Source organism: Pseudomonas sp. Ps21-P2 (assembly GCF_039672565.1).
Lineage (GTDB): Bacteria > Pseudomonadota > Gammaproteobacteria > Pseudomonadales > Pseudomonadaceae > Aquipseudomonas.
In genome coordinates this window covers 336300-358643 of record NZ_JBDFPL010000003.1, presented here as the reverse complement: position 1 = coordinate 358643, position 22344 = coordinate 336300, and the positions used below count along the sequence as shown (strand labels likewise).

Genomic DNA, 22344 nt, shown 5'->3' with positions numbered 1-22344 from the left:
TTTACGGGTGCTGCAGTAGCGGGTGCTGCGATGTTACAGGTGCGGCAAACTCAGACACCGCTTTTGAGCAGCATGTTGCGCACGTGACCAATAGCCTTGGTTGGGTTAAGGCCTTTCGGACACACGTTGACGCAGTTCATGATGCCGCGGCAGCGGAACACACTGAACGGATCGTCCATGGACGCCAGACGCTCTTGCGTCCGGGTGTCGCGGCTGTCAGCCAGGAAACGATAGGCTTGCAGGATCGCAGCAGGACCCAGGAACTTGTCGGGGTTCCACCAGAAGGACGGGCAGGACGTCGAGCAGCAAGCGCACAGAATGCACTCGTACAGGCCGTCGAGTTTTTCCCGCTCTTCCGGGGTCTGCAGGCGCTCGATGGAAGGAGCCGGCGTGTCGTTCTGCAGGAATGGCTTCACCTTCTCGTATTGCTTGTAGAAGATGCTCATGTCGACGGCGAGGTCACGGATGACCGGCAGACCAGGCAGTGGGCGAACCACCAGCTTGTTGCCCTTGACCACAGCCGACAGCGGCGTGATGCAGGCCAGGCCATTCTTGCCGTTGATGTTCATGCCGTCGGAACCGCACACGCCTTCGCGGCACGAACGACGGTACGAGAAGCCTTCGTCCTGCTCTTTGACCAGAGCCAGCACGTCCAGCACCATCAGGTCCTTGCCACCGGTGTCGACCTGGAAATCCTGCATGAACGGCGCGGCGTCCTGATCAGGGTTGTAGCGATAAACACTGACTTGCAACATGGCGGTCACCCTTAATAAGTCCGAATCTTAGGTTCAAAAGTCGGAACAGTTTTCGGCGAGAAGTTCACGGCACGCTTGGCTACGCGTTTTTCACCCGGGAAGTACAGGGTGTGGCACAGCCAGTTCTCGTCGTCGCGATCTTCGAAGTCTTCACGGGCGTGGGCGCCACGGGACTCCTTGCGATGCTCTGCGGCGATCGCCGTTGCTTCAGCGACTTCCAGCAGGTTCTGCAGCTCCAGCGCTTCGATCCGGGCAGTGTTGAACGCCTGGCTCTTGTCGTTGATCTTGACGTTGGCGATGCGCGTGCGAAGGTCAGCCAGCTGGGCAATACCCTTCTGCATGTATTCGCCGGTACGGAACACACCGAAGTAGTTCTGCATGCAGCTCTGCAGCTCTTTGCGCAGGGTCGCGACGTCTTCGCCATCGGTACGCGAGTTCAGGCCATTGAGGCGAGCCAGCGCGACGTCGATGTCGGTTTCGGAAGCGCGACGGTAGTCGACGCCCTCGTTGAGCGCCTGCTCCAGGTGCAGACCCGCAGCACGGCCGAAGACCACCAGGTCGAGCAGCGAGTTGCCGCCCAGTCGGTTGGCACCGTGAACCGATACGCACGCCACTTCACCGACCGCGAACAGGCCCGGGATGATGGTGTCGACGCCGGCGGCGTCCTGAGTGATCGCCTGACCATGAATGTTGGTGGCAACGCCGCCCATCATGTAGTGGCAGGTCGGTACGACAGGGATTGGCGCCACGGCTGGATCGACGTGTGCGAAGGTCTTGGACAGTTCCATGATCCCTGGCAGACGGCTGTGCAGCACTTCTTCACCGAGGTGATCAAGCTTGAGCATTACGTGGTCGCCGTCAGGACCGCAACCGTTGCCGGCGATGATCTCTTTAACCATCGAGCGAGCCACAACGTCACGACCGGCAAGGTCCTTGGCGTTTGGCGCGTAGCGTTCCATGAAACGCTCGCCGTGCTTGTTGATCAGGTAACCGCCTTCACCACGGCAGCCTTCGGTGACCAGTACACCTGCGCCGGCGATGCCGGTCGGGTGGAACTGCCACATCTCGATGTCCTGCACCGGTACACCGGCACGCAACGCCATGCCCACGCCGTCGCCGGTGTTGATCAGGGCGTTGGTGGTGGAGGAATAGATGCGACCGGCACCGCCGGTGGCCAGTACAGTCGCGTCGGCGCGAATGTAGGAGGTTTCACCGGTTTCGATACAGATGGCGATGATGCCGACGAACGCGCCGTCCTGGTTCTTCACCAGGTCAACGGCGTAGTACTCGTTCAGGAACACGGTGCCGGCTTTCAGGTTGGCCTGATACAGGGTGTGCAGCAGCGCGTGACCGGTACGGTCGGCAGCAGCACAGGTACGAGCAGCCTGACCGCCCTTGCCGAAGTCTTTCGACTGACCGCCGAACGGACGCTGATAGATGCGGCCCTGCTCGGTACGGGAGAACGGCAGGCCCATGTGCTCGAGCTCGAACACGGCTTCCGGGCCAACGGAACACATGTATTCGATAGCGTCCTGGTCACCGATGTAGTCGGAGCCCTTGACGGTGTCGTACATGTGCCAGCGCCAGTCATCGTTCGGGTCGGCCGAAGCGATTGCGCAGGTGATGCCACCCTGGGCGGAAACGGTGTGGGAGCGAGTCGGGAAGACCTTGGTGACGACAGCGGTCTTGTGGCCGCCCTGAGCCAGCTGCAATGCGGCACGCATGCCCGCACCGCCGCCGCCAATGATAATGGCGTCGAATGAAAGCGTATTAATGTTAGCCATGAATCAGATACCCCAAAGAATCTGCACACCCCAGACGAAGTAAGCGAACATCGCAATGCCGCACACCGCCTGAAAAAGGAAACGCACCACTGTCGCGGACTTGCCCAGCGCCATCGGCGTCAGGTAGTCGGTCGCGATGGTCCACATGCCAACCCAGGTGTGAGCCGCCAGGGCTACAAGGGCCAACAGGCTGAAGATGCGCATTGCGTTATGGGAGAAGAGCGCGTGCCACGTGGCGTATTCGATGCCAGGGTGAGCGATCAGGTACCCGATCAGGAAAATGAAATAAGCCGCGAGTACGACGGCGGAGACGCGTTGCGCCATCCAGTCATACAGGCCCGAACGAGAAAGGTTGGTGACGTTGGTTACCATATCCACACTCCTGCCAGAACGATCACCACCACAGACACGGCGATAACGATTTTAGAGCCCAGCTTGCCGCCTTCCAGCGTCTCGCCGATGCCCGAGTCCATGATGAGATGACGGACGCCCGCCACCAGGTGATACAGCAGTGCGGACAGAAGAGCCCAGATCACGAACTTGGCCAGCGGACTGGTCAGTCCCGCTTTCACCGACGCGAAGCCTTCCTCGGAGTCGAGCGACAGGTCCAATGCATAAAGCATGATGGCAATGCCGACGAAGAGGATGACACCGGAGATACGGTGAAGGATGGACGTGTAAGCAGTGATAGGGAGTTTGATGGTCCTTAGGTCTAGGTTTACAGGTCGTTGGCTTTTCACGGCTTTTTTTTCACACTGAAGAGCCCTAACACTCAGGGCAAGTTGTTGGGAAGTGTACTGGTCAGGTACCCACTACCCAGGAAGTGACCAACCCCGTTGAATCGGGCCTGAAAGCCCCTGGCGGTCGGACGCCGAGTATAGACAGTTAGCCAACTAATGACAACGCGCAGACCCTGTCCCAAGGGTGGATTGCTTTAGCCCGATAATTGGCGTAAATGGCCCGTAATTTCGACGAAAACCCTGCGTTAAAGCCTTCTGCTACAAGACTTTTGGCAAATTGACTTTAGAATTTATCTCACTATAGTGATGCGGGCCCTGCGTGGGGGGTCTGTCTGATGATTTGAAGCATAATTAGGAGGCCACATGGCTGATAAAAAAGCGCAGTTGATCATCGAGGGCGCAGCCCCCGTCGAGCTGCCCATTCTGACCGGCACCGTTGGTCCCGATGTTATCGACGTACGCGGCCTGACTGCCACCGGACGCTTCACATTTGACCCTGGCTTCATGTCCACCGCCTCATGCGAATCGAAGATCACCTACATCGATGGTGACAACGGCATTCTCCTGCATCGCGGCTACCCGATCGAACAGCTGGCCGAGCAATCGGACTACCTGGAAACCTGCTACCTGCTGCTCAATGGCGAACTGCCAACCGCCGAGCAAAAAGCCGAATTCGTCGTCACCGTGAAGAATCACACCATGGTGCACGAGCAACTCAAGACCTTCTTCAACGGTTTCCGTCGCGACGCCCACCCGATGGCGGTCATGTGCGGTGTGGTCGGTGCCCTCTCGGCGTTCTACCACGACTCACTGGACATCAATAATCCGCAGCACCGCGAAATCTCCGCGATCCGTCTGGTCGCCAAGATGCCGACCCTGGCGGCCATGGTTTACAAGTACTCCATGGGTCAACCCATGATGTACCCGCGCAACGACCTCAGCTACGCGGAAAACTTCCTGCACATGATGTTCAACACGCCGTGCGAGATCAAACCGATCAGCCCGACGCTGGCCAAGGCCATGGACCGGATTTTCATCCTCCACGCCGACCACGAACAGAACGCCTCGACGTCCACCGTGCGCATGGCAGGCTCGTCGGGCGCCAACCCGTTTGCCTGTATCGCCGCCGGTATCGCCGCACTCTGGGGCCCTGCCCACGGTGGCGCGAACGAAGCCGTGCTGACCATGCTCGATGAGATCGGCGATGTGTCCAACATCGACACCTACATCGCCAAGGCCAAGGACAAGAACGATCCGTTCAAGCTGATGGGCTTCGGTCACCGGGTTTACAAGAACCGAGACCCGCGCGCCACTGTGATGAAACAGACCTGCGACGAAGTCCTGCGCGAACTGGGCATCACCAATGACCCGCAGCTCGAGTTGGCCATGCGTCTTGAAGAGATCGCCCTGACCGACCCGTACTTCATCGAACGCTCGCTGTACCCGAACGTCGACTTCTACTCGGGCATCATCCTCAAGGCCATCGGCATCCCGACCAGTATGTTCACCGTGATTTTCGCCCTGGCGCGAACTGTCGGCTGGATCTCTCACTGGAAGGAAATGCTCTCCAGCCCTTACAAGATCGGCCGTCCACGCCAGCTGTACACCGGCGAAGTGTCGCGCGACATCGTTCCGCTGGCCGAGCGCAAATAACTCGACAGCCACCACGACGACGCAAAAAAGGCTGCCCTCGGGCAGCCTTTTTTGCGTGTGGCTTTAGCGTCTCAAGCGAACCGATCAGTTCTTCTCGGCTCGGTCCTTCAGCGCTTTCAGGGTGTTGAACGGCGCATCCACCACGAACTTGTTCGCCAGCCAGGACGGCACGCTGCCGCCAGGTTCAGTGTGCACCTGATAGGTCACCTCGGTCAGGTTGTCGCCCTTGGGCACGAATTTCCAGAACCCCTCAACCTGCGCCACCCGCACAAAGCCCTTCTCTTCCGGGATGTACTTGGGCTCGCCTTCCAGCTCACGGGTCACGCTGCCATCGGCACCTTCCACCGTCGTTACTTTCAGCACCGAATCCCGCGGCGTGACCGGCCACGGCGTGTTGAACTGGGAGTAGGTCCAGGTCTTGTCGCCGTCGTGCTTGAGGATCTTCTGCAGCTTGCACTCGTGAATCCACGCGCAGGCAGCGGCGACGTCTTCCTGCAACGCTCTGAGCTTGCCGATGCCCGCCCTGATGGTGGTCACGCCTTGATAAGCCTTGTACTGCGATCCGGGAACTTCGCTGAGGGAGACCTTGATGCCCTCCTCGTTCTTCGCGACTTTCCATTCCTCAGCCTGCGCTGAAGCAGCCACCCATACAGTCAGTCCCAAGCCGAAAGCAATGCGGTACAGCGAACTCATATGTTGTTCCTTATTGTTGAAGTTCAGTCGCGCCTCGGGTGCGCTTCACGCCACCGATGTCATTTTTTCCCACCAGCCGATCAGACGGATCGCGTCCTCGGGGCCGGTGCCACACACCTCAGGGTCCGCCGCAAACTGACTACACACCGCCGGCCTGCCCGGCTGTCCAAAAATGCCGCAGAGCATATCCAGCGACAAGTGCAGACAGCGCATGCCCGCAGGCTTGCCGTTGGGCATCCCGGGAATCGGTGAGGTAATGGACGGCGCGATGCAGCACGCGCCGCAGCCTGGACGGCATTCCATGAAAAGAACCTGTGTGGCAGTGAGAGTGAGAACGATGGCCTGATCTTACGCGCTAAAACACACGTTTGAAAATCGAGCACTATGACAGCGTCATGGGTTCATCACTTTTTAAAGGTGAAATCCAGCGCTGCGCCTTCCACGTCCTTGCGCGCCTCATTGCGCAACTGCAGGTCCATTTCGTTGCTCAGCAGACGGCCTTGCATCTGGAAGTCCGGGTCAGCGTTCGCATCAGGGAACATCTTCGGAAGCAGCGGCTTGGCGCCGGCTGACGGGGCTTTGGCCTTCGACGCGGCAGTGATCACGTTGGACGGCGGGGTCAACTGTTTGACCATCTCGGGCGGCAGGCTCAGGTCCAGCGGGACTTTGTTGAGCTTGGTTTCCTTGACCACTTGAGACGCCGATTTGCTCTTGCTGGCAACCGGGGTGCGCCGCGCCGCTTCGGCGTTATCCGCTTTAACCTTGGCGGATTTGGCGTTGGGGCCCGCTGTCTTGTCATCAGCTGTTTTGGCGCTGGTGACCGTTCGCGGCGCTTCAGCCGATGACTTGCCGGATGCGACTACAGGCACGGTCGTGATATTTGGCGCAAGGGTATGGACCGCTGGCGCGTCAGCCACAGACTTGTCCGGCAACGCAGGCGAAGGCTCAGGTCCGGAAGCAGGCTTCGCTGGTTCGGGAGACACGGGCGCCACAGCGGGCGCATCGGCAGGCGCCGAGGCGGTGGCTTTCGCCGGTGGCGTGGGCGCTTTATCCGCATCACAGGCGCTCAGCAACACCAACAACATCACACTTATACAACGCAGTGATTTCATAGTCTGAACGGCAGTAAGTAAGACAGGAGCCATATGCTGGCCCTTTGCACGGCGGCTGACAAGTTCCCTCGTCCGCCTCCCCCGATAGTATGGAAAGCTGGCAACCCTACGAGTTCACCAGGATTGCCCGGCATCCTGGCACAACTGCTTGGCCAGCATGCCCACCGTCATCAGCGCCCTCTCTGCTTCCCGGTTCCACGGCAACCCGCAGTTCAGGCGAATGCAATGGTTGAACTGCTCCGTGTTACTGAAAATCAGCCCCGGCGCGATGCTGATGCCCTGCTCCAGCGCGCGCACGTGCAACTCCTGAGTGTTCACCCGCCCCGGCAGACTGATCCAGAGAATGAACCCGCCCGCAGGCCGGCTGATCTGCGTGCCTTCGGGAAACATCTGCTGCACCGCCAGCTGAAACGCGCTGAGATTTTTGCGGTGCTCCTGGCGGATAAAGCGTAGGTGCCGGTCGTACCCGCCGTTTTCCAGGTAGGACGCCACCGCCATCTGCGTCACGCTGCACGCTGAATGGGTGCTGAAGGTTTGCAGGCGCTGGATTTCCGCCTGATATTTCCCGGCGATCATCCAGCCGATCCGCACTCCCGGCGACAGGGTTTTGGAGAAGCTGGAGCAGTAGATGACATGGCCCAGCCGGTCGAAGGCCTTCAATGCCTTGGTCTTGTTCTGCTCGTACATCAACTCGCCGTAGATATCGTCTTCGATGATTTGAATGTCGAAGTCCGAGGCCAGGCGCAGCAGGTGTTTCTGCCGCTCTTCCGGCATGGTGCTGCCCAAGGGATTGCTCAGCCGCGAGGTCATCACCAGCGCTTTGATCGACCACTGATTGGCCGCCAGTTGCAGCGCTTCCAGGCTGATCCCGGTGTTCGGGTCGCTGGGTATTTCGATGACTTTCAGGCCAAGCAGATCGGCCAGTTGCAGCAAGCCGTAGTACGTCGGAGATTCTGCGGCGATCAGGTCGCCCGGGCTGGTCAGCACCCGCAGCGACATCTGCAGCGCATCGACACAGCCATGGGTGATCACCACTTCCGAGGGATCGATCACCACGCCGGCGTCGCGCATGCGAATCGCCACCTGACGGCGCAGCGGTTCGAAGCCAGGGCTGAACATGTAATTGAACGCCCGAGGGCTCTGAAAGCGGGTGACCTTGGCCAGTTGCTGATGCAACGCGCGCAGGGGCAAGTAATCGATGTGAGGGACAGCAGCGCCAAACGCGAACACCCCTTCCCGCCTCGCTTCGACCAGCACTTGTTGAATGATGCTGGCGCGGGTGACCAGACCGGGTCGCTCGACTCGCGCGATATCGGGGGTCGCCGCCGTGAGGGCCGGGGTTTGATGCACGTAGTAACCGGACTGCGGCCGCGCACGGATCAGACCCTGGTCTTCGAGATTGGCGTAGGCCTGGAGGACGGTGGCATGACTGACATTGAGCTGAGAGCTCATCTTGCGCACCGAGGGCACGCGCTCGCCGGGCTGATACACACCCCGGCGAATGTCTTCGGCCAGCTGTTGGGCGATGCGTTGGTACAGCAACAGACTGGTCATTTCGCGTCCCTCGATCCCGTGCTTTGATCATGCGTGCGGCGATCGAGACAGAAGGATCACCGGAACAGTTCGGAAGTGTACGGTGACAGTTCCTGTTCCGGCTAGAGGGCGCGGTGTTTGAATCACCCGGATTCTGCCAATCCCGTGATCCTCAACGAGGCGCGCTCAGATGGCCCTTGTCGTCGGAGAACACAATTTCCACACGGCGATTCTGCGCACGACCGCTTTCGGAGGTGTTTGCGTCCACCGGGTACTGATCACCGTAACCCTCGACCTGAATCCGGTCTTCCTCAATGCCCAGATCAGACAGCACGTCAGCCACGGCCTGTGCCCGGTCTTTCGACAGCGCGAGGTTTTCCTGAGCGTCGCCGGTGCTGTCGGTGTAGCCCTCGATGCGCACCACGCGCTTGGGATTGAACTGCAGGAACTGCACGACCTTCAGCACCGTGCGATTGGCCGAGCTTTTCAGTTCGGCGCGGCCGGTGTCAAACAGCATGTCGCCCAAGGTCATCACCAGCCCGCGCTCGTTCTGCTGCGTCGACAGGCTGATCACCTGATCTTCGGCCCACTTGCCCTGCTGCTGTGCGCCGGCCAGCTTGGCTTCACGCAGCGCCAGTTGCAGACGCTGACGTTCCAGCTCCAGCCGCGCGAGCTTTTCCTGATTCAACAGCAGCTTGCTGTGCTCCCGGGCGATCGCGCTGTAACGGCTGCTCAGGTAGGCGTAATGACTGACGTCGTCAGCGCTGCCGATGTAGCTCGACAGGCGCTCGGCCCTGCCCAGCAATTCGCCGGCACGGATAACGTCCTTCGGCGCGCTGCGCAGAACGTTGGTGTCTTCCTTGACCTTCTGGTAATCGGCAATGGCGCCCTGCAGCGCCTGCTCACTGTTCTGGTGGCCGGCACAGCCGGCAAGACCGGCACTGGCCAGCAAGAGGCCGAGACTGAGGCTTCGCGCAACGGCATTCATTGGCCAGCCCCCAACTGCTTGCGCAGACGCTCAAGGCGGATATTGACCTGGGCCACCTGCGCTTCGCTCTTCTGCGTCAGCACCCGGGCCTCGGCCAGACGCGCGTCCAGCTCGGCCTGTTCGGCCTGCATGCGAGCGTCCTTGTAGGACTTGTCCGCGATGTCGGCGCGAGCCTGGGCCAGCTTCGTCTGCGCTATCACCAGGTCCGGCTCTTCATCCGTAGCACCGACTGCGGCGGCCTGGGCGACGGCCTGTTCGGTGAGTTTGAGTTGTTCGGTGGGCGCCGGGTCATTGGCACAGCCCACGAGGGCGGCAAGCACGACTGCGGCGAATACAGGCTGGATTTTCAAAAGAAAGCTCAAAACACATTCCTACTGATGGAGGGCGCTACCGGACTGCTGCAATTGAATTTTCCACAGGTCCAGATTGCGCGTGACGGCTTCACTGGAGCGACCGGAAGCCGCCAATTCTGTCATTTTTTTCGCCAGCTGTCCGCGCAGCCATGGATCGTTGCAGGCGGAGTTGAACGACAGCGCCAGATAGAACCCCGGCCGATCGAGGGGCATTGGCTGGGTTTGCAGGTCTTTGGCGATGTCCAGCGCTTGGGTCACGGCCATACCGGCATAGCGGCCGGCGAGGACAAACTCGACCTGCCCCGCCGCCAGTTTCTGAAAGGCCTTGGGCAGGCTGGCCTGCTTCTCGAGTGTCAGGTGCGCCTTGATCGCCTCATCGAATCCGGCGGTCACGCGGGTCTTTTCGGACATGGCGCCGGGATGGCCCTGTAGATCGGCCAGGGAATTGAACGGCTGCTCATGACCGTTGCGGGTCCAGACCATGATTTCGTTCTGGGCAATGGGCGGGTGGATGAAGTCCAGGGATTCCAGCTCGGCGCTGTTGAGCGGCGTGTCGGCGAGCATGTCCATGCGCCCGGTGCGCACCTCTTCCAGGGCCTGGCTGCGCTTGCCGCCATACAGCAGCTCGACCTTGACGCCGATCTGTTGCGCCACCTCCTTGAGCAGGTCGGCATTGGCGCCCATCAGGTGCTTGGGGTCCTGCGGGTCGCGCCACAGGTACGGCGGGGCGTCAGGGCTGCCGGTGACGATCAGCCGGTCACACTTGCCCGCCGACCAAGCCAGCGACGGCAGCAACAGCAACCCGCTCAGCAGTGAAGCCAGCGTCTGCTTTGGCGACAACATGACAACGTCCTTTTTTGAGCCCATAAAAAAACCCGTCAGTTCCGACTGCCTGAGCGCTGGTTCATAGTGAACACGCTTGCGGCAGCCCGAACGAACGGGTTCTCTTTATAAGTCAGGGAAGTGGATTAAACCAGCTTCTCCAACTCCGGGATCGCTTCGAACAGATCCGCCACAAGGCCATAATCGGCCACCTGGAAGATTGGCGCTTCTTCGTCCTTGTTGATCGCGACAATCACTTTGGAGTCTTTCATGCCGGCCAGGTGCTGGATCGCGCCGGAGATGCCGACCGCGATGTACAGCTGCGGCGCGACGATCTTGCCGGTCTGGCCGACCTGCATGTCGTTGGGCACGAAGCCTGCGTCGACGGCCGCGCGGGAAGCGCCGACCGCTGCACCCAGCTTGTCAGCCAGGGTGTACAGGTGCTTGAAGTTGTCACCGTTCTGCATGCCGCGGCCGCCGGAAACGACGATCTTGGCAGCGGTCAGTTCCGGACGATCGGACTTGGCCAGTTCTTCGCTGACGAAGGACGACTTGCCGGCATCGTGGGCTGCGCTCACGGCTTCAACCGAAGCAGAACCGCCCTCGGCTGCCACCGCATCGAAGCCGGTGGCGCGAACGGTGATGACTTTCACGGATGCCGACGACTGAACGGTCGAAATAGCGTTACCGGCATAGATCGGGCGCTTGAAGGTGTCAGCGCTTTCGACAGAGATGATCTCGGAGATCTGATCGACGTCCAGGTGCGCTGCGACGCGGGGCAGGATGTTCTTGCCGTTGGAAGTTGCAGCAGCCAGCACGTGGCTGTAAGCCGAAGCCAGCTCGACCACCAGCGGGGCGACGTTTTCCGGCAGTTGGTGCTCGTAGGCGGCGTTGTCAGCCACGAGGACCTTGGACACACCGGCGATTTTTGCAGCAGCTTCGCCGACGGCAGCGACGTTCAGGCCGGCGACCAGAACGTGGATGTCACCACCGATTTTGGTGGCTGCGGCAACGGTATTCAGGGTGGCGGGAGCGATTGCGCCGTTTTCGTGCTCAGCGATAACCAGGGTCGTCATCAGATCACCTTCGCTTCGTTTTTCAGTTTATCAACCAGTTCAGCAACCGACTTGACCTTGATGCCTGCGCTGCGGGCAGCCGGGGCTTCGACTTTCAGGGTCTTGTTGGTGGACGCAGTCGAAACACCCAACGCATCAGGCGTCAGCACTTCGAGGGGCTTCTTCTTGGCTTTCATGATGTTTGGCAGCGACGCGTAGCGCGGCTCGTTCAAACGCAGGTCGGTGGTGACGATGGCTGGCAGCTTGAGCGATACGGTCTGCGCGCCGGCGTCGATTTCACGGGTGACGTTGACGCTGTCGCCGGACACTTCGACTTTGGAGGCGAAGGTGCCTTGGGCATAACCGCTCAGCGCAGCCAGCATCTGGCCGGTCTGGTTGTTGTCGCTGTCGATCGCCTGCTTGCCGAGAATGACCAGTTGCGGCTGCTCCTTGTCGACAACGGCCTTGAGCAACTTGGCTACGGCCAGCGAGGTCAGTTCGTCAGCGGATTCCACGAGGATGGCGCGATCGGCACCCAGTGCCAACGCGGTACGCAGTTGCTCCTGAGCGGTGGTCGGGCCGATGGAAACGACGACGATCTCGGTCGCAACGCCCTTCTCCTTCAGGCGCACGGCTTCTTCTACAGCGATTTCGCAGAAGGGGTTCATCGACATTTTAACGTTGGCGAGATCGACGCCGGAGTTGTCCGCTTTGACGCGAACCTTGACGTTGTAGTCGACCACTCGTTTGACAGCTACAAGAACCTTCATGGATTCCTCGTTTCTCTCCGGTGAAAAGAAATCGCCAGGCCAGGCCCGGCGATGGGTACTCGTCAGTGTAAGGAACACCTGTGAAAACAACGTATTCACGGTTGCCGAATGCGGATGTCAGCAAAAGCGGCCACGCTACGGCGGCAATCCAAGCCAGACGCCGATCGCCCGTGTAAACTGCAGCGCGCCGCCGGCCTGAGGCTGACGGTTGCGCGGGGCGATGCTCACGTTGCTTTTACCGGTGTTCTGCTACCGACGGTTCGTACGCAATCATCAGGGCTGACAGCCAACCCGTAGCCAGCGCAAAACCGCCCGTATCTTGACCGCAACGTCTAGTCGGGTCAATACGACATAAACGCCAGTCACAAGCCGTCTCACCATGATTTATCAGGGTTTCGGCCGATTCAAACAAACGTTTGTATTGGACCTGTGAGGTGGTGTAGATATAATGCGCGCCTTTGAGATGACACCCGGGCCAACGACCTTCCCGGTGTCGGTTTAGCCATCAATAAAAAAATACGCCGTTGAGCCTTGAGTAGGAGATAGCCTGTGGAACGCGAATTTATGGAGTTCGACGTCGTCATCGTCGGAGCCGGGCCCGCCGGGCTGTCTGCCGCTTGCCGCCTGAAACAGAGAGCCGCTGACGCCGGTCAGGAAATCAGCGTCTGCGTGGTGGAAAAAGGCTCCGAAGTCGGTGCCCACATCCTCTCCGGTGCGGTGTTCGAACCCCGCGCCCTCAACGAGTTGTTCCCTGACTGGAAAGCCCTCGGCGCCCCGCTCAACACGCCGGTCAAAAGTGACGACATCTATGTGCTGACCGGTGCCGACGCCAGTCAGAAAGTCCCGGGCGCATTCGTGCCCAAGACCATGCACAACGAAGGCAACTACATCATCTCCCTGGGCAACCTGTGCCGCTGGATGGCGCAGCAGGCCGAGAACCTGGGCGTAGAGATCTACCCGGGCTTCGCGGCTCAGGAAGCGCTGATCGATGAAAACGGCGTGGTCCGCGGGATTCTCACCGGCGATCTGGGCGTGGACCGTGAAGGCAATCCGAAAGAAGGCCTCTACACCCCCGGCATGGAACTGCGCGGCAAGTACACGCTGTTCGCCGAAGGCTGCCGTGGTCACATCGGCAAGCAATTGATCAACCGCTTCAACCTCGACAGCGAAGCCGACGCCCAGCATTACGGCATCGGCCTGAAGGAAATCTGGGAAGTCGATCCGGCCAAACATCAGCCAGGCCTGGTGGTGCACACCGCCGGCTGGCCGCTGGACATCATGGGCACCGAAAACACCGGCGGCTCGTTCCTTTACCACCTGGAAAACAATCAGGTCGTGGTCGGGCTGATCGTCGACCTGTCCTATGCCAACCCGTACCTGTCGCCGTTCGATGAATTCCAGCGCCTCAAGCACCACCCCGTCCTCAAGCAATACCTGGAAGGCGGCAAGCGCATCAGCTACGGGGCGCGGGCGATCTGCAAGGGCGGCCTGAATTCGCTGCCGAAGATGGTCTTCCCCGGCGGCGCGCTGATCGGTTGCGACTTGGGCACGCTGAACTTCGCCAAGATCAAGGGCAGCCACACCGCCATGAAGTCCGGCATGCTCGCCGCTGAAGCGGTGGCGGATGCGCTGTTCGCTGGCAACGAGGGGGGCGACGCGCTCAACGGCTACGTCGAGGGCTTCAAGGCCAGCTGGCTGCATGAAGAGCTGTTCGCCAGCCGCAACTTCGGCCCGGCGGTGCACAAGTTCGGCGCGATCTTCGGTGGCGCGTTCAACTTCATCGACCAGAACCTGTTCGGCGGCAAGATCCCCTTCACCCTGCACGACACCAAGCCGGACTACGCGTGCATGAAGCTGGCGGCCGATTCGAAGAAGATCGACTACCCGAAACCCGACGGAAAGCTGAGCTTCGACAAATTAAGCTCGGTGTTCATCTCCGGCACCAACCACGAAGAAGAGCAGCCGTGCCACTTGAAGCTGAAGGATCCGAGCATCCCGATCAGCGTCAACCTTCCCAAGTGGGATGAGCCTGCTCAACGGTACTGCCCGGCGGGGGTTTACGAGGTCGTGACCCAGGAAGACGGCGCCAAGCGCTTCCAGATCAACGCGCAGAACTGCGTCCACTGTAAAACCTGTGACATCAAGGATCCGTCGCAGAACATTACCTGGGTAGCACCGGAAGGCGCAGGCGGCCCGACCTATCCCAATATGTAAGGGAAGCGGCAAGCTTCAAGCTTTGAGCTGCAAGCTTCCCGGCTGAATCCGGTCCTACTGACACTGCGCGTGTTCAGTGGGACCGGCTTTAGCCGGGAAGGCGTCAGCGGCCACATCGCACAATTGATGTTGCACACACTGGCCTCTTCCCGGCTGAAGCCGGTCCCACAAAGACACCGCGCAACCTCCGTAGGACCGGCTTTAGCCGGGAAGCTTTTGAGGTTCGGCATCACCCCTCACGCTGATATCTTCAGCCGCTCGCCCTCTTCCCCCGGATTGCGCTCGAAGTAGCGTTTGTACTCGCGACTGAATTGCGACGTGCTCTGATACCCGACCTTGTGCGCGACCTGCGCCACCCCCATGCCCTCGCCGATGAGCATCTGCTGGGCCTTGAGCAGCCGCACGCGCTTCAAGTACTGAACGGGCGACAGCAGCGTGCTGCGCTTGAAATGCTCATGAAAGGTCGAGGCGCTCATGTTGGCGCAGCGGGCCAGATCCTCGACGCTCAGGGCCTGATCGTAATGGTCGCGCAGGTATTGCAGCGACGCGGCAATGCGCGCGAAGTGGCCGGTCTGTTCGACCAATGCCCGCAGCACTCCGGCTTGGGGACCGCGCAACGCCGCGTACACCACTTCCCTGACACGGGCCTGCCCCATCACTTGCGCGTCCAGCGGATCGTGCAGGCAGCGCAGCAACCGCTCGACGCTTTCGCGCATCGGCGCATCCAGTTCAGCCGACGTCATGGATTCCGGCGTCTGCGCCCTGACCTTCACGGTCGGCGCCTCGCCCATGGTCTGCACCAGCTCGCCCAGCAGCGCGCGATCGATTGACACGGCGACGCCATACATGGGCGCTTCGGCCGTGGCGAAGGTCTCGCACATGAACGGCACCGACAACGCCTGCACCAGATAATGACCGGCGCCGTATTCCAGCGTTCGCGGGCCGAGGCGCGCGAGTTTGCTGCCCTGGGCGATGATCACCAGGCTGGGTTCGTAGATCTGCGGGCTGCTGGCGACGTAGTAATCCCAGGACATTGCCTGCACGCCCGGCACAAGGGTGTCGACGAAACCCGGGCGCGGCGCCAGGGGCTTGATGAGAGAGACCAACTCGGCGTTGGCGTCGGAATGAGAAACAGGAGACATGGGCAGCCATACGGAGGATTTGACACCGCCATCATCGCAGATCAGCACCGCGCCGCGTGAATCGATGTGTCAGGTTCGGAGGATCAGGCATGACAGGCGGAGGAATGACCATGGCCGGCGACGTCCCGGCTGCGGACAATGCACCGCCTCAACCGTCATCGTTTTTGCGAGGTTCTTCATGTACACAGCCATCGGTTACGCCGCCCAGTCCGCCACCGCTCCCCTCGCCCCCATGACGTTCAGCCGCCGCAGCCCGCGGCCGGACGACGTGGCCATAGAGATCCTCTACTGCGGCGTCTGCCACTCCGACATCCACCAGGCACGCAACGAGTGGGGCATCGCCGTGTACCCGCTGATGCCCGGCCACGAGATCGTCGGCAAGGTCACCGAAGTCGGCGCCAACGTCAGCAAGCACAAAGTCGGCGATCTGGTCGGCGTCGGCTGCATGGTCGATTCCTGCCGTCAGTGCGAAGCCTGCGCGCAGGACCTCGAGCAATATTGCCTCGAAGGTCCAACCATGACCTACGCCACTCCGGACCGCGTCGACGGCAGCAACACCATGGGCGGCTATTCCAACAGCATCGTGGTCAGCGAGCACTTCGTCGTGCGTATCCCGGAGAAACTCGACCTGGCCGCTGCGGCGCCAATCCTGTGTGCGGGGATCACCACCTACTCGCCGCTCAAGCATTACGGCGTCAAGGCCGGCGACAAAGTGGGCGTGCTGGGCATGGGCGGTCTGGGCCACATGGGCATCAAGTTCGCCAAGGCCATGGGCGCGGAAGTGACGCTGTTCACCCGCTCGGCGAGCAAGGCTGAGGAAGGTCGTCGTCAGGGCGCCGATCACGTCATCGTTTCGACGGATGCCGAGCAGATGAAAGCCGCTGCCGGTCATTTCGACTTCCTGCTGGACACCATTCCGGTGCAGCACGACTTGAACCCCTACCTGGAAACCCTGCGTTTTGACGGCGTGCACATTCTCGTCGGCCTGATCGAACCCGTCGATCCGGCGCTGCATGCGGCCAATCTGGTGATGAAGCGTCGTGTGCTGGCGGGTTCACTGATCGGGGGCATCGCCGAAACCCAGGAGGTGCTGGATTTCTGCGCCGAGCACGGCATCACCTGCGACATCGAGATGCTCGACATCAAGAACATCAACGAGGCCTATACCCGCATGATTGCGGGCGATGTGAAGTACCGTTTCGTGATTGACATGGCCACGTTGAAGGCCTGATCCACCGGTCGCCCCGCGCAATGCGGGGCGACCGGCGACACCACTAAAGCGAGCCCTCGAGCCATTCCGGCTGGAGCGCGGATTCAGCATGAGGCGCCTCATCCGGCTCGGGCGCAGCGCTGGCCTCGGCGACCCCGTGGGCCAATGGTGCAACCTCGCTGGGTGCATGCTTTCGTCCCTTGACCACCGTCACCGTTGGCTTGGCGACCACCGCATTAGCAATCGCTTTCAGTGCTGTTGCCTGCTTTGCAGCGCGCAGGGTCGCGGGCGAAGGCTTCACGGCAGATTTGGCGGCCACTTCCATTTGTGCGGATGGCAAGCTACCTCCGTCTTCTCGCTGGCGCAGCATTTCACCGGCGGCTTCACGTACCTTGCCCACGCCCTGCACCAACGTGAGACTTACGTGAATGTCGTGCTTCAAGTGACTGATGTATTGCCGGGTCTCATCGATCTGAAGTTGCAACTCAACCAAAGCGGCCTCAAGCAGTGAGAGAGTGGCTCGCAGCTTCGTCTGCTTTTTGCGTTTTGCGGTAGGCGTGGAGTCGAGGCGGGCCCGCTGCTTGCCACGCTTTTTTTCCACCTTGCTGTGCTTCTTTTCGAACCTGGAAAGCTTCTTCTCAGCGTCAGCGAGGGCTTGTCCGCAGGCCTGCTCAAAATGCTCCAGCAAAAGGGTGGTGAGTTCCTGAAGCAGCAGCAGCGGTGTGAGCTGTATTTTTTTTCTACTCGCCATAACATCCCTCCTTCGCGAATCACGCGTGCCTTGGCCGGACGGCCGCTGGCCTCTGAACAATTAGGACCGCGGGTCGGGGTTATGGTTGGGTCAATCACAAAGCCATTTCTCGATCTCGTCACCTGCAGGCGCTTTCCGGGCTTTCAGCAGCGTGTGATTGCCGCCCGTTGCGTCAACGTTTCGCCCGTCGCCCTCCCTGCTCCGCGCAGCGACACGCTAGCCGCCCAACTCCGCCGACAGCCGCGCCGCCGCGTCCTTGATCACCGGCACCAGGTCGGCCATTTTTTCCAGCGGCATGTACGGCACGGTGCTGGCGATGCTGATGCCAGCGACGATCTGTTTGCTGGCGTCACGCACCGGCGCGGCCACGCAGCGAATGGACGGCTCGTTGTCTTCCAGATCGAATGCATAACCGCCCCGCACGTACTCGTGCATGCGCGCCTGCACCTGCTCCCAGGTCTGTTCTTCATGGGCCGGCCACAGCGGGTTTTTGCCGGTGGTCGGCACGCTGATTTCGTACAGCCGTTGCCATTCGCTTTCCGGGCTGTCCAGCAGCAACGCCTTACCGATGCCGGTGCGCGCCAACGGCATGCGATGCCCCACCCGCGATCGCATCTCCGGGCCATTGCGCCCGGGATTTTTATGCAGGTACAAGACTTCGTCACCGTCGCGCATCGCCAGGTGCACGGTGTCGCCGGTGAGCGCCGACAGTTCGTCGAGAAAGGGTCTGGCCAGCACCAAAAGCGGCACTTCTTCCTGGGCCTGGAATCCCAGCTCGATCAACCTGGGCCCCAGCACATAACCCGTTTGCGGCAACACCCGCAGGTAACGCTCGTCCACCAGGCAACTGGCAAGCCGGTGCGTGGTGCTGCGGGTGGTGCCGATCAGCCGGGCGATTTCCTTGAGGTCGCGAGCGCCGCTGGCGACCGCCTGAATCACGCCCAGGCCGCGAATCAGCGTTTGCGTGCCGGTGGGTGCAGGGTCTTTGCCAGTGACGGCGGTGTCGGATGCATCTTGCATGGCGCGCCTTATCGAATCAGAAAACCGGCAACATTATCGTCGCCAGCCTTGCAGCCTGCCAGCGCTGCAGAGCATCTTACTTTCATACGGCGGGACGTCGCGACCTAGCGCTGGCTGTCGCTGCCGATGCATTGAAATGTTGCGGAACAATCCGACCGACTCATGAGCCTCCCTGGAACGGCACCTGGTTCCGCAAGCACGGCTTCGGTACGGTGCCCAGTGAACACACAGCCGAGGGTTTGAAACAGGTTATGGACAAAGCATCGCTTGCCGTTGCCAGCACTGCGGTAAGTTGCGCAAACATAATAATTGCGCCAGCGGCTCCTTTGGCGCTCGTGTACTTAACGCCCATTACTGCTGATTCACGCTAGTTATGACTTGAATAAATCCTTGCTACGCATCCCGCATAGAACTGTGACTGTGGAAGGTTCGCCAAGGCGCGTACGCCAGATCAACTAAACGCGCTACTTTTTTTGGGATAATGCAACTAAAAGGCCACTATCCCACCCCCCCTTAGTTGTGCCCGGACCGCCTGGATGCCTTGTCACAGCGCCCTTTGCCAAATCACCTGCATATTTTCTAGCCATTGGCTTTGTATCAAAATTGAAACAAATGAGTTGCCATCCCCTCCGCAGCGGACTATTTTCTTACAGCGCTCACTAGGGAGCTAATAAATACAAAAGGTGTGCAGGGATGCGAAGGTTCAAGCCGTCCAATGCTGTCCGTTATTCCATTAAACCCGCAACCACGACCGCACTTTGCGCGTTGTCTTTTACCTTTGGCTGCTCGGCGTATGCCGACTATGCAGAACAGGGCAAGTTAGGCGACGCGGCCAGTTGGCGCTCGGAAGAATTTCAGAGCGACTGGGGATTGGGCCGTATCCAGGCTGATCAGGCCTATGCTGCCGGTATCACCGGCAACGGCGTAAAAATCGGCGCGATGGACTCGGGATTCGACCCCTCTCATCCCGAAGCCAGCCCATCCCGCTACCATGCGGTAACGGCCAACGGCACCTACGTAAATGGTTCGCCCTTTAGCGTCACGGGTGCCATCAACCCTAATAACGACACCCACGGCACGCACGTGACCGGGACCATGGGCGCGGCCCGCGATGGCGTCGGCATGCATGGCGTGGCGTACAACGCGCAAATCTATGTGGCCAACACCAACCAGAGCGACAGCTTCTTGTTTGGCCCGAGCCCAGACCCGCAATACTTCAAGGCCGCCTATGGTGCGCTGGCCGATGCCGGTGTGCGGGCGATTAACAACAGTTGGGGTAGCCAGCCGCCGGATGTGACCTACGCGACACTGGAAGGCGTGCAGGCTGCTTATGCCCAGCATTACAACCGGGGCACCTGGCTGGATGAAGCGGCTAACGTCTCGCGCAAGGGCGTGATTAACGTCTTCAGTGCTGGCAATACTGGCTATGCGAACGCCAGTGTGCGTTCTGCGCTGCCGTATTTCGAGCCCGACCTGGAAGGCCACTGGCTGGCGGTGTCTGGCCTAGATAGCGCCAATGCCCAGCGCTACAACCAGTGCGGCATTGCCAAATATTGGTGCATCACCACACCGGGGAGGCTGATCAACAGCACCGTGCCGGGCGGCGGCTATGCGCTCAAGTCCGGTACGTCCATGGCCGCGCCCCATGCCACCGGCGCACTGGCGCTGGTGATGGAGCGCTACCCTTACATGAACAACGAGCAGGCCTTGCAGGTGCTGCTCACCACCGCGACCCAGCTCGATGGTTCGGTCACCCAGGCGCCTAATGGCACTGTGGGCTGGGGCGTGGTCAACCTGGAGCGGGCCATGCGCGGGCCAGGCCAGTTGCTGGGCACCTTCGATGCCACCCTGGGCGCCGGCCGAACCGATGTCTGGAGTAACGATATTTCTGATCAGGCGTTGATCCAGCGTCAGGCCGAGGACACTGCCGAACAGGCCGCCTGGCGGCAAACCCTGGTCAACAGAGGCTGGCAGAACGGCGTGGCCAGCACCGCCAGCCAACAGGACCAGACCGACTACGCCGTGGGCACCGCCCGTGCTGCGGCCGCGGCTCAGCGCCAGTACCAAGGTAGCCTGATCAAGTCCGGCGCGGGCCGATTGATCCTTGAAGGTAACAATACCTATCGCGGCGACACCCAAGTCAACGGTGGTGTGCTGTCGGTCAATGGCTCCCTTGCGTCCGCCGTGCAGGTCAATGCGGGTGGCACCTTGGGCGGCAATGGGCAGGTCGGTAACCTCACCGCGTTGAGCGGCGGGCAGGTGGCGCCGGGTAACACCATCGGCACCTTGCGAGTGAACGGTGACTTAACCTTCGCGCCAGGCTCAACCTACGCGGTAGAGCTTTCGCCAACGGCCAGTGACCGCATTGTGGCCACCGGCAGTGCCACGGTGTCGGGGGCCAACATGACCCTGGCCCTGGACCCAACACCGCTGGCCTTGAATGCCACGCCTGGCCAGACCATGCTTGGCCGCCAGTACAGCGTTTTGCAAGCCGCCAATGGTGTGAACGGGCAGTTCGCTGCGGTCACCTCCCACTACGCTTTCCTCGGCGGCCGCCTGGACTACGCCGCTGACGGCGTTGCGCTGAATATCGAACGCACGGCGGCTTTCGACAGCGTGGCGCAAACCCCTAACCAGGCAGCAGTGGCTTCGGCCGCCGAGCAATTAGGAGCGGGGAACGCGGTGTATGAAAACCTGCTGCTCGCGCCAAGTGCCGCCTCGGCCCGGGAGAGTTTCCAGCAGCTGTCGGGCGAGATCTACCCGGCAGTCGCCACCCAGTTGATCAACGACAGCCGCTATGTGCGTGATGCGGTTGGCGAGCGCCTGGGCGCCAGCGTGTTCGGTGCCGATGCCAATACGGCGGCGCAAGACAATGTGTGGTTCAAGGCCTTGGGCGCGTGGGGCAAAACGGATTCCCGTAGCGATACGGCTGGCTATACCTCGTCCATTGGCGGCGTGCTGGCGGGGGTCGACGGCGACGTAGGTGACGACACGCGCCTTGGCCTGATCGGCGGCTACAGTGACAGCTCGGTCAATATGGGCTCGGGTACCCATTCCCGTGCATCGGTCGACAGCTACCATCTGGGCGCCTACCTGGGTCATGAGCTTGGCGCCTGGCGCTTGACCCTCGGCGGTGCCTACAGCTGGCACCGGATCGATGCCCACCGCGATGTACAGGTCGGCGGCGCCAGTGGCCGGGAGAAAACCAAACACGATGCGCAAACCGCACAGGTATTCACCGAAGCGGCGTACCGTATTCAGTTGCAGCCCGCAGTGCTTGAGCCCTTCGCTAACCTGGCCTATGTCCACCTTGGCACTGACAGCTTCAGCGAGAAGGGAGATGCCGCAGCACTTGCCTCCGGCAGCGATACCCGTGAAGCCGTGCTCGGCACGCTGGGTCTACGGGCGCTTAAAACCATCGCAATCAATGATCATCAGAAGCTGGACCTCTCCGGCAGCCTGGGCTGGCAGCACAACCTGAGCGATACCGATTCAGAGCAGCACATGGCCTTTGCGGCAGACGGCAGCAGCTTTGGCATCGAAAGCTCGCCCCTGGTGCGTGACGCGGCCTTGGTGGGTGCCCATGCCCGCATGGCGCTGAGCCGTGAGGCCAGCGTTAGCCTGGACTACAACGGCCAACTGGCCAGCCGTGAAAAAAGCCACGGCATCGGCTTGAGCCTTAACTGGCAGTTCTAAACGCAAAGCGGCAGGGCGAGCCAGGCCGTCGCCCGCCGCTTGCATAAAGCTGA

General features: G+C 60.8%; 20 protein-coding genes. 4 read left to right on the top strand and 16 right to left on the bottom strand.

What is annotated here, in order from left to right:
* Positions 1–50: 50 nt before the first annotated feature.
* The 4 genes from ABEH28_RS09140 to sdhC are packed head-to-tail and all read right to left on the bottom strand — an operon-like array spanning position 51 to position 3279.
* Positions 51–755 (bottom strand): succinate dehydrogenase iron-sulfur subunit, encoded by a 705-nt coding sequence (locus ABEH28_RS09140; RefSeq protein WP_122538402.1) that lies wholly within the window; start codon positions 753–755, stop codon positions 51–53.
* Positions 756–766: 11 nt separating this feature from the next.
* Entirely contained in the window at positions 767–2539 is a 1773-nt protein-coding gene (gene sdhA / locus ABEH28_RS09135; protein WP_192174889.1) for a succinate dehydrogenase flavoprotein subunit, read from the bottom strand.
* Positions 2540–2542: 3 nt separating this feature from the next.
* Positions 2543–2911, bottom strand: coding sequence for a succinate dehydrogenase, hydrophobic membrane anchor protein (gene sdhD / locus ABEH28_RS09130; RefSeq protein WP_122538398.1), 369 nt, complete (start codon positions 2909–2911; stop codon positions 2543–2545).
* Positions 2905–3279: a succinate dehydrogenase, cytochrome b556 subunit gene (gene sdhC, locus ABEH28_RS09125; protein ID WP_133771634.1), complete on the bottom strand. Its 375-nt coding sequence runs from the start codon at positions 3277–3279 to the stop codon at positions 2905–2907. Before sdhC ends, sdhD begins: the two co-directional genes overlap by 7 nt.
* A 363-nt stretch (positions 3280–3642) precedes the next feature.
* Here sdhC and gltA point away from each other — a divergent pair, with 363 nt between their 5' ends.
* Positions 3643–4932, top strand: a complete 1290-nt coding sequence (gene gltA / locus ABEH28_RS09120; RefSeq protein ID WP_037009384.1) for a citrate synthase — start codon at positions 3643–3645, stop codon at positions 4930–4932.
* An 84-nt stretch (positions 4933–5016) separates the two neighbouring features.
* Here gltA and ABEH28_RS09115 read toward each other — a convergent pair whose 3' ends face one another.
* From ABEH28_RS09115 to ABEH28_RS09075, 9 genes are all read right to left on the bottom strand, one after another.
* Positions 5017–5625, bottom strand: a complete 609-nt coding sequence (locus tag ABEH28_RS09115) for an START domain-containing protein (RefSeq protein WP_346629727.1) — start codon at positions 5623–5625, stop codon at positions 5017–5019.
* 45 nt (positions 5626–5670) lie between these two features.
* A complete protein-coding gene (locus ABEH28_RS09110; protein WP_346629726.1) occupies positions 5671–5928 on the bottom strand; it encodes a YkgJ family cysteine cluster protein in 258 nt (85 codons plus the stop codon).
* A gap of 101 nt (positions 5929–6029) precedes the next feature.
* Complete coding sequence (locus tag ABEH28_RS09105; RefSeq protein ID WP_346629725.1) at positions 6030–6737, bottom strand: translation initiation factor 2; 708 nt, start codon at positions 6735–6737, stop codon at positions 6030–6032.
* Positions 6738–6851: 114 nt separating this feature from the next.
* Positions 6852–8291 (bottom strand): PLP-dependent aminotransferase family protein, encoded by a 1440-nt coding sequence (locus ABEH28_RS09100; RefSeq protein ID WP_122538388.1) that lies wholly within the window; start codon positions 8289–8291, stop codon positions 6852–6854.
* A 151-nt stretch (positions 8292–8442) separates the two neighbouring features.
* Positions 8443–9258, bottom strand: coding sequence for an OmpA family protein (locus ABEH28_RS09095; protein WP_346629724.1), 816 nt, complete (start codon positions 9256–9258; stop codon positions 8443–8445).
* Positions 9255–9608 carry a DUF4398 domain-containing protein gene (locus ABEH28_RS09090; protein ID WP_346629933.1) on the bottom strand — a complete coding sequence of 118 codons (354 nt, stop codon included), beginning with the start codon at positions 9606–9608 and terminating at the stop codon, positions 9255–9257. The genes ABEH28_RS09095 and ABEH28_RS09090 overlap by 4 nt, the downstream gene beginning before the upstream one ends.
* 21 nt (positions 9609–9629) lie before the next feature.
* Positions 9630–10454 (bottom strand): transporter substrate-binding domain-containing protein, encoded by an 825-nt coding sequence (locus ABEH28_RS09085; RefSeq protein WP_346629723.1) that lies wholly within the window; start codon positions 10452–10454, stop codon positions 9630–9632.
* Positions 10455–10579: 125 nt separating this feature from the next.
* Positions 10580–11509, bottom strand: a complete 930-nt coding sequence (locus ABEH28_RS09080; protein WP_346629722.1) for an FAD-binding protein — start codon at positions 11507–11509, stop codon at positions 10580–10582.
* Positions 11509–12258, bottom strand: coding sequence for an electron transfer flavoprotein subunit beta/FixA family protein (locus ABEH28_RS09075; RefSeq protein ID WP_282372558.1), 750 nt, complete (start codon positions 12256–12258; stop codon positions 11509–11511). Before ABEH28_RS09075 ends, ABEH28_RS09080 begins: the two co-directional genes overlap by 1 nt.
* A gap of 549 nt (positions 12259–12807) precedes the next feature.
* Between ABEH28_RS09075 and ABEH28_RS09070 the strand changes: the two genes are divergently transcribed.
* Complete coding sequence (locus ABEH28_RS09070; RefSeq protein ID WP_192174880.1) at positions 12808–14472, top strand: 4Fe-4S dicluster domain-containing protein; 1665 nt, start codon at positions 12808–12810, stop codon at positions 14470–14472.
* 236 nt (positions 14473–14708) lie between these two features.
* Here the strand turns inward: ABEH28_RS09070 and ABEH28_RS09065 are convergent, their stop codons facing one another.
* On the bottom strand, positions 14709–15614 hold the full coding sequence (locus tag ABEH28_RS09065; protein ID WP_346629721.1) for an AraC family transcriptional regulator: 906 nt from the start codon (positions 15612–15614) through the stop codon (positions 14709–14711).
* 178 nt (positions 15615–15792) lie between these two features.
* On the opposite strand from ABEH28_RS09065, the gene ABEH28_RS09060 reads away from it, so the two are divergent.
* Positions 15793–16845, top strand: a complete 1053-nt coding sequence (locus ABEH28_RS09060; RefSeq protein WP_346629720.1) for an NAD(P)-dependent alcohol dehydrogenase — start codon at positions 15793–15795, stop codon at positions 16843–16845.
* Positions 16846–16888: 43 nt separating this feature from the next.
* Here ABEH28_RS09060 and ABEH28_RS09055 read toward each other — a convergent pair whose 3' ends face one another.
* Together ABEH28_RS09055 and ABEH28_RS09050 are read right to left on the bottom strand one after the other, a co-directional pair.
* Positions 16889–17575 carry an AlgP family protein gene (locus ABEH28_RS09055; protein WP_346629719.1) on the bottom strand — a complete coding sequence of 229 codons (687 nt, stop codon included), beginning with the start codon at positions 17573–17575 and terminating at the stop codon, positions 16889–16891.
* Positions 17576–17791: 216 nt separating this feature from the next.
* Positions 17792–18595 carry an IclR family transcriptional regulator gene (locus tag ABEH28_RS09050; protein ID WP_346629718.1) on the bottom strand — a complete coding sequence of 268 codons (804 nt, stop codon included), beginning with the start codon at positions 18593–18595 and terminating at the stop codon, positions 17792–17794.
* Positions 18596–19288: 693 nt separating this feature from the next.
* On the opposite strand from ABEH28_RS09050, the gene ABEH28_RS09045 reads away from it, so the two are divergent.
* On the top strand, positions 19289–22291 hold the full coding sequence (locus tag ABEH28_RS09045; RefSeq protein WP_346629717.1) for an autotransporter domain-containing protein: 3003 nt from the start codon (positions 19289–19291) through the stop codon (positions 22289–22291).
* Positions 22292–22344 lie beyond the last annotated feature (53 nt).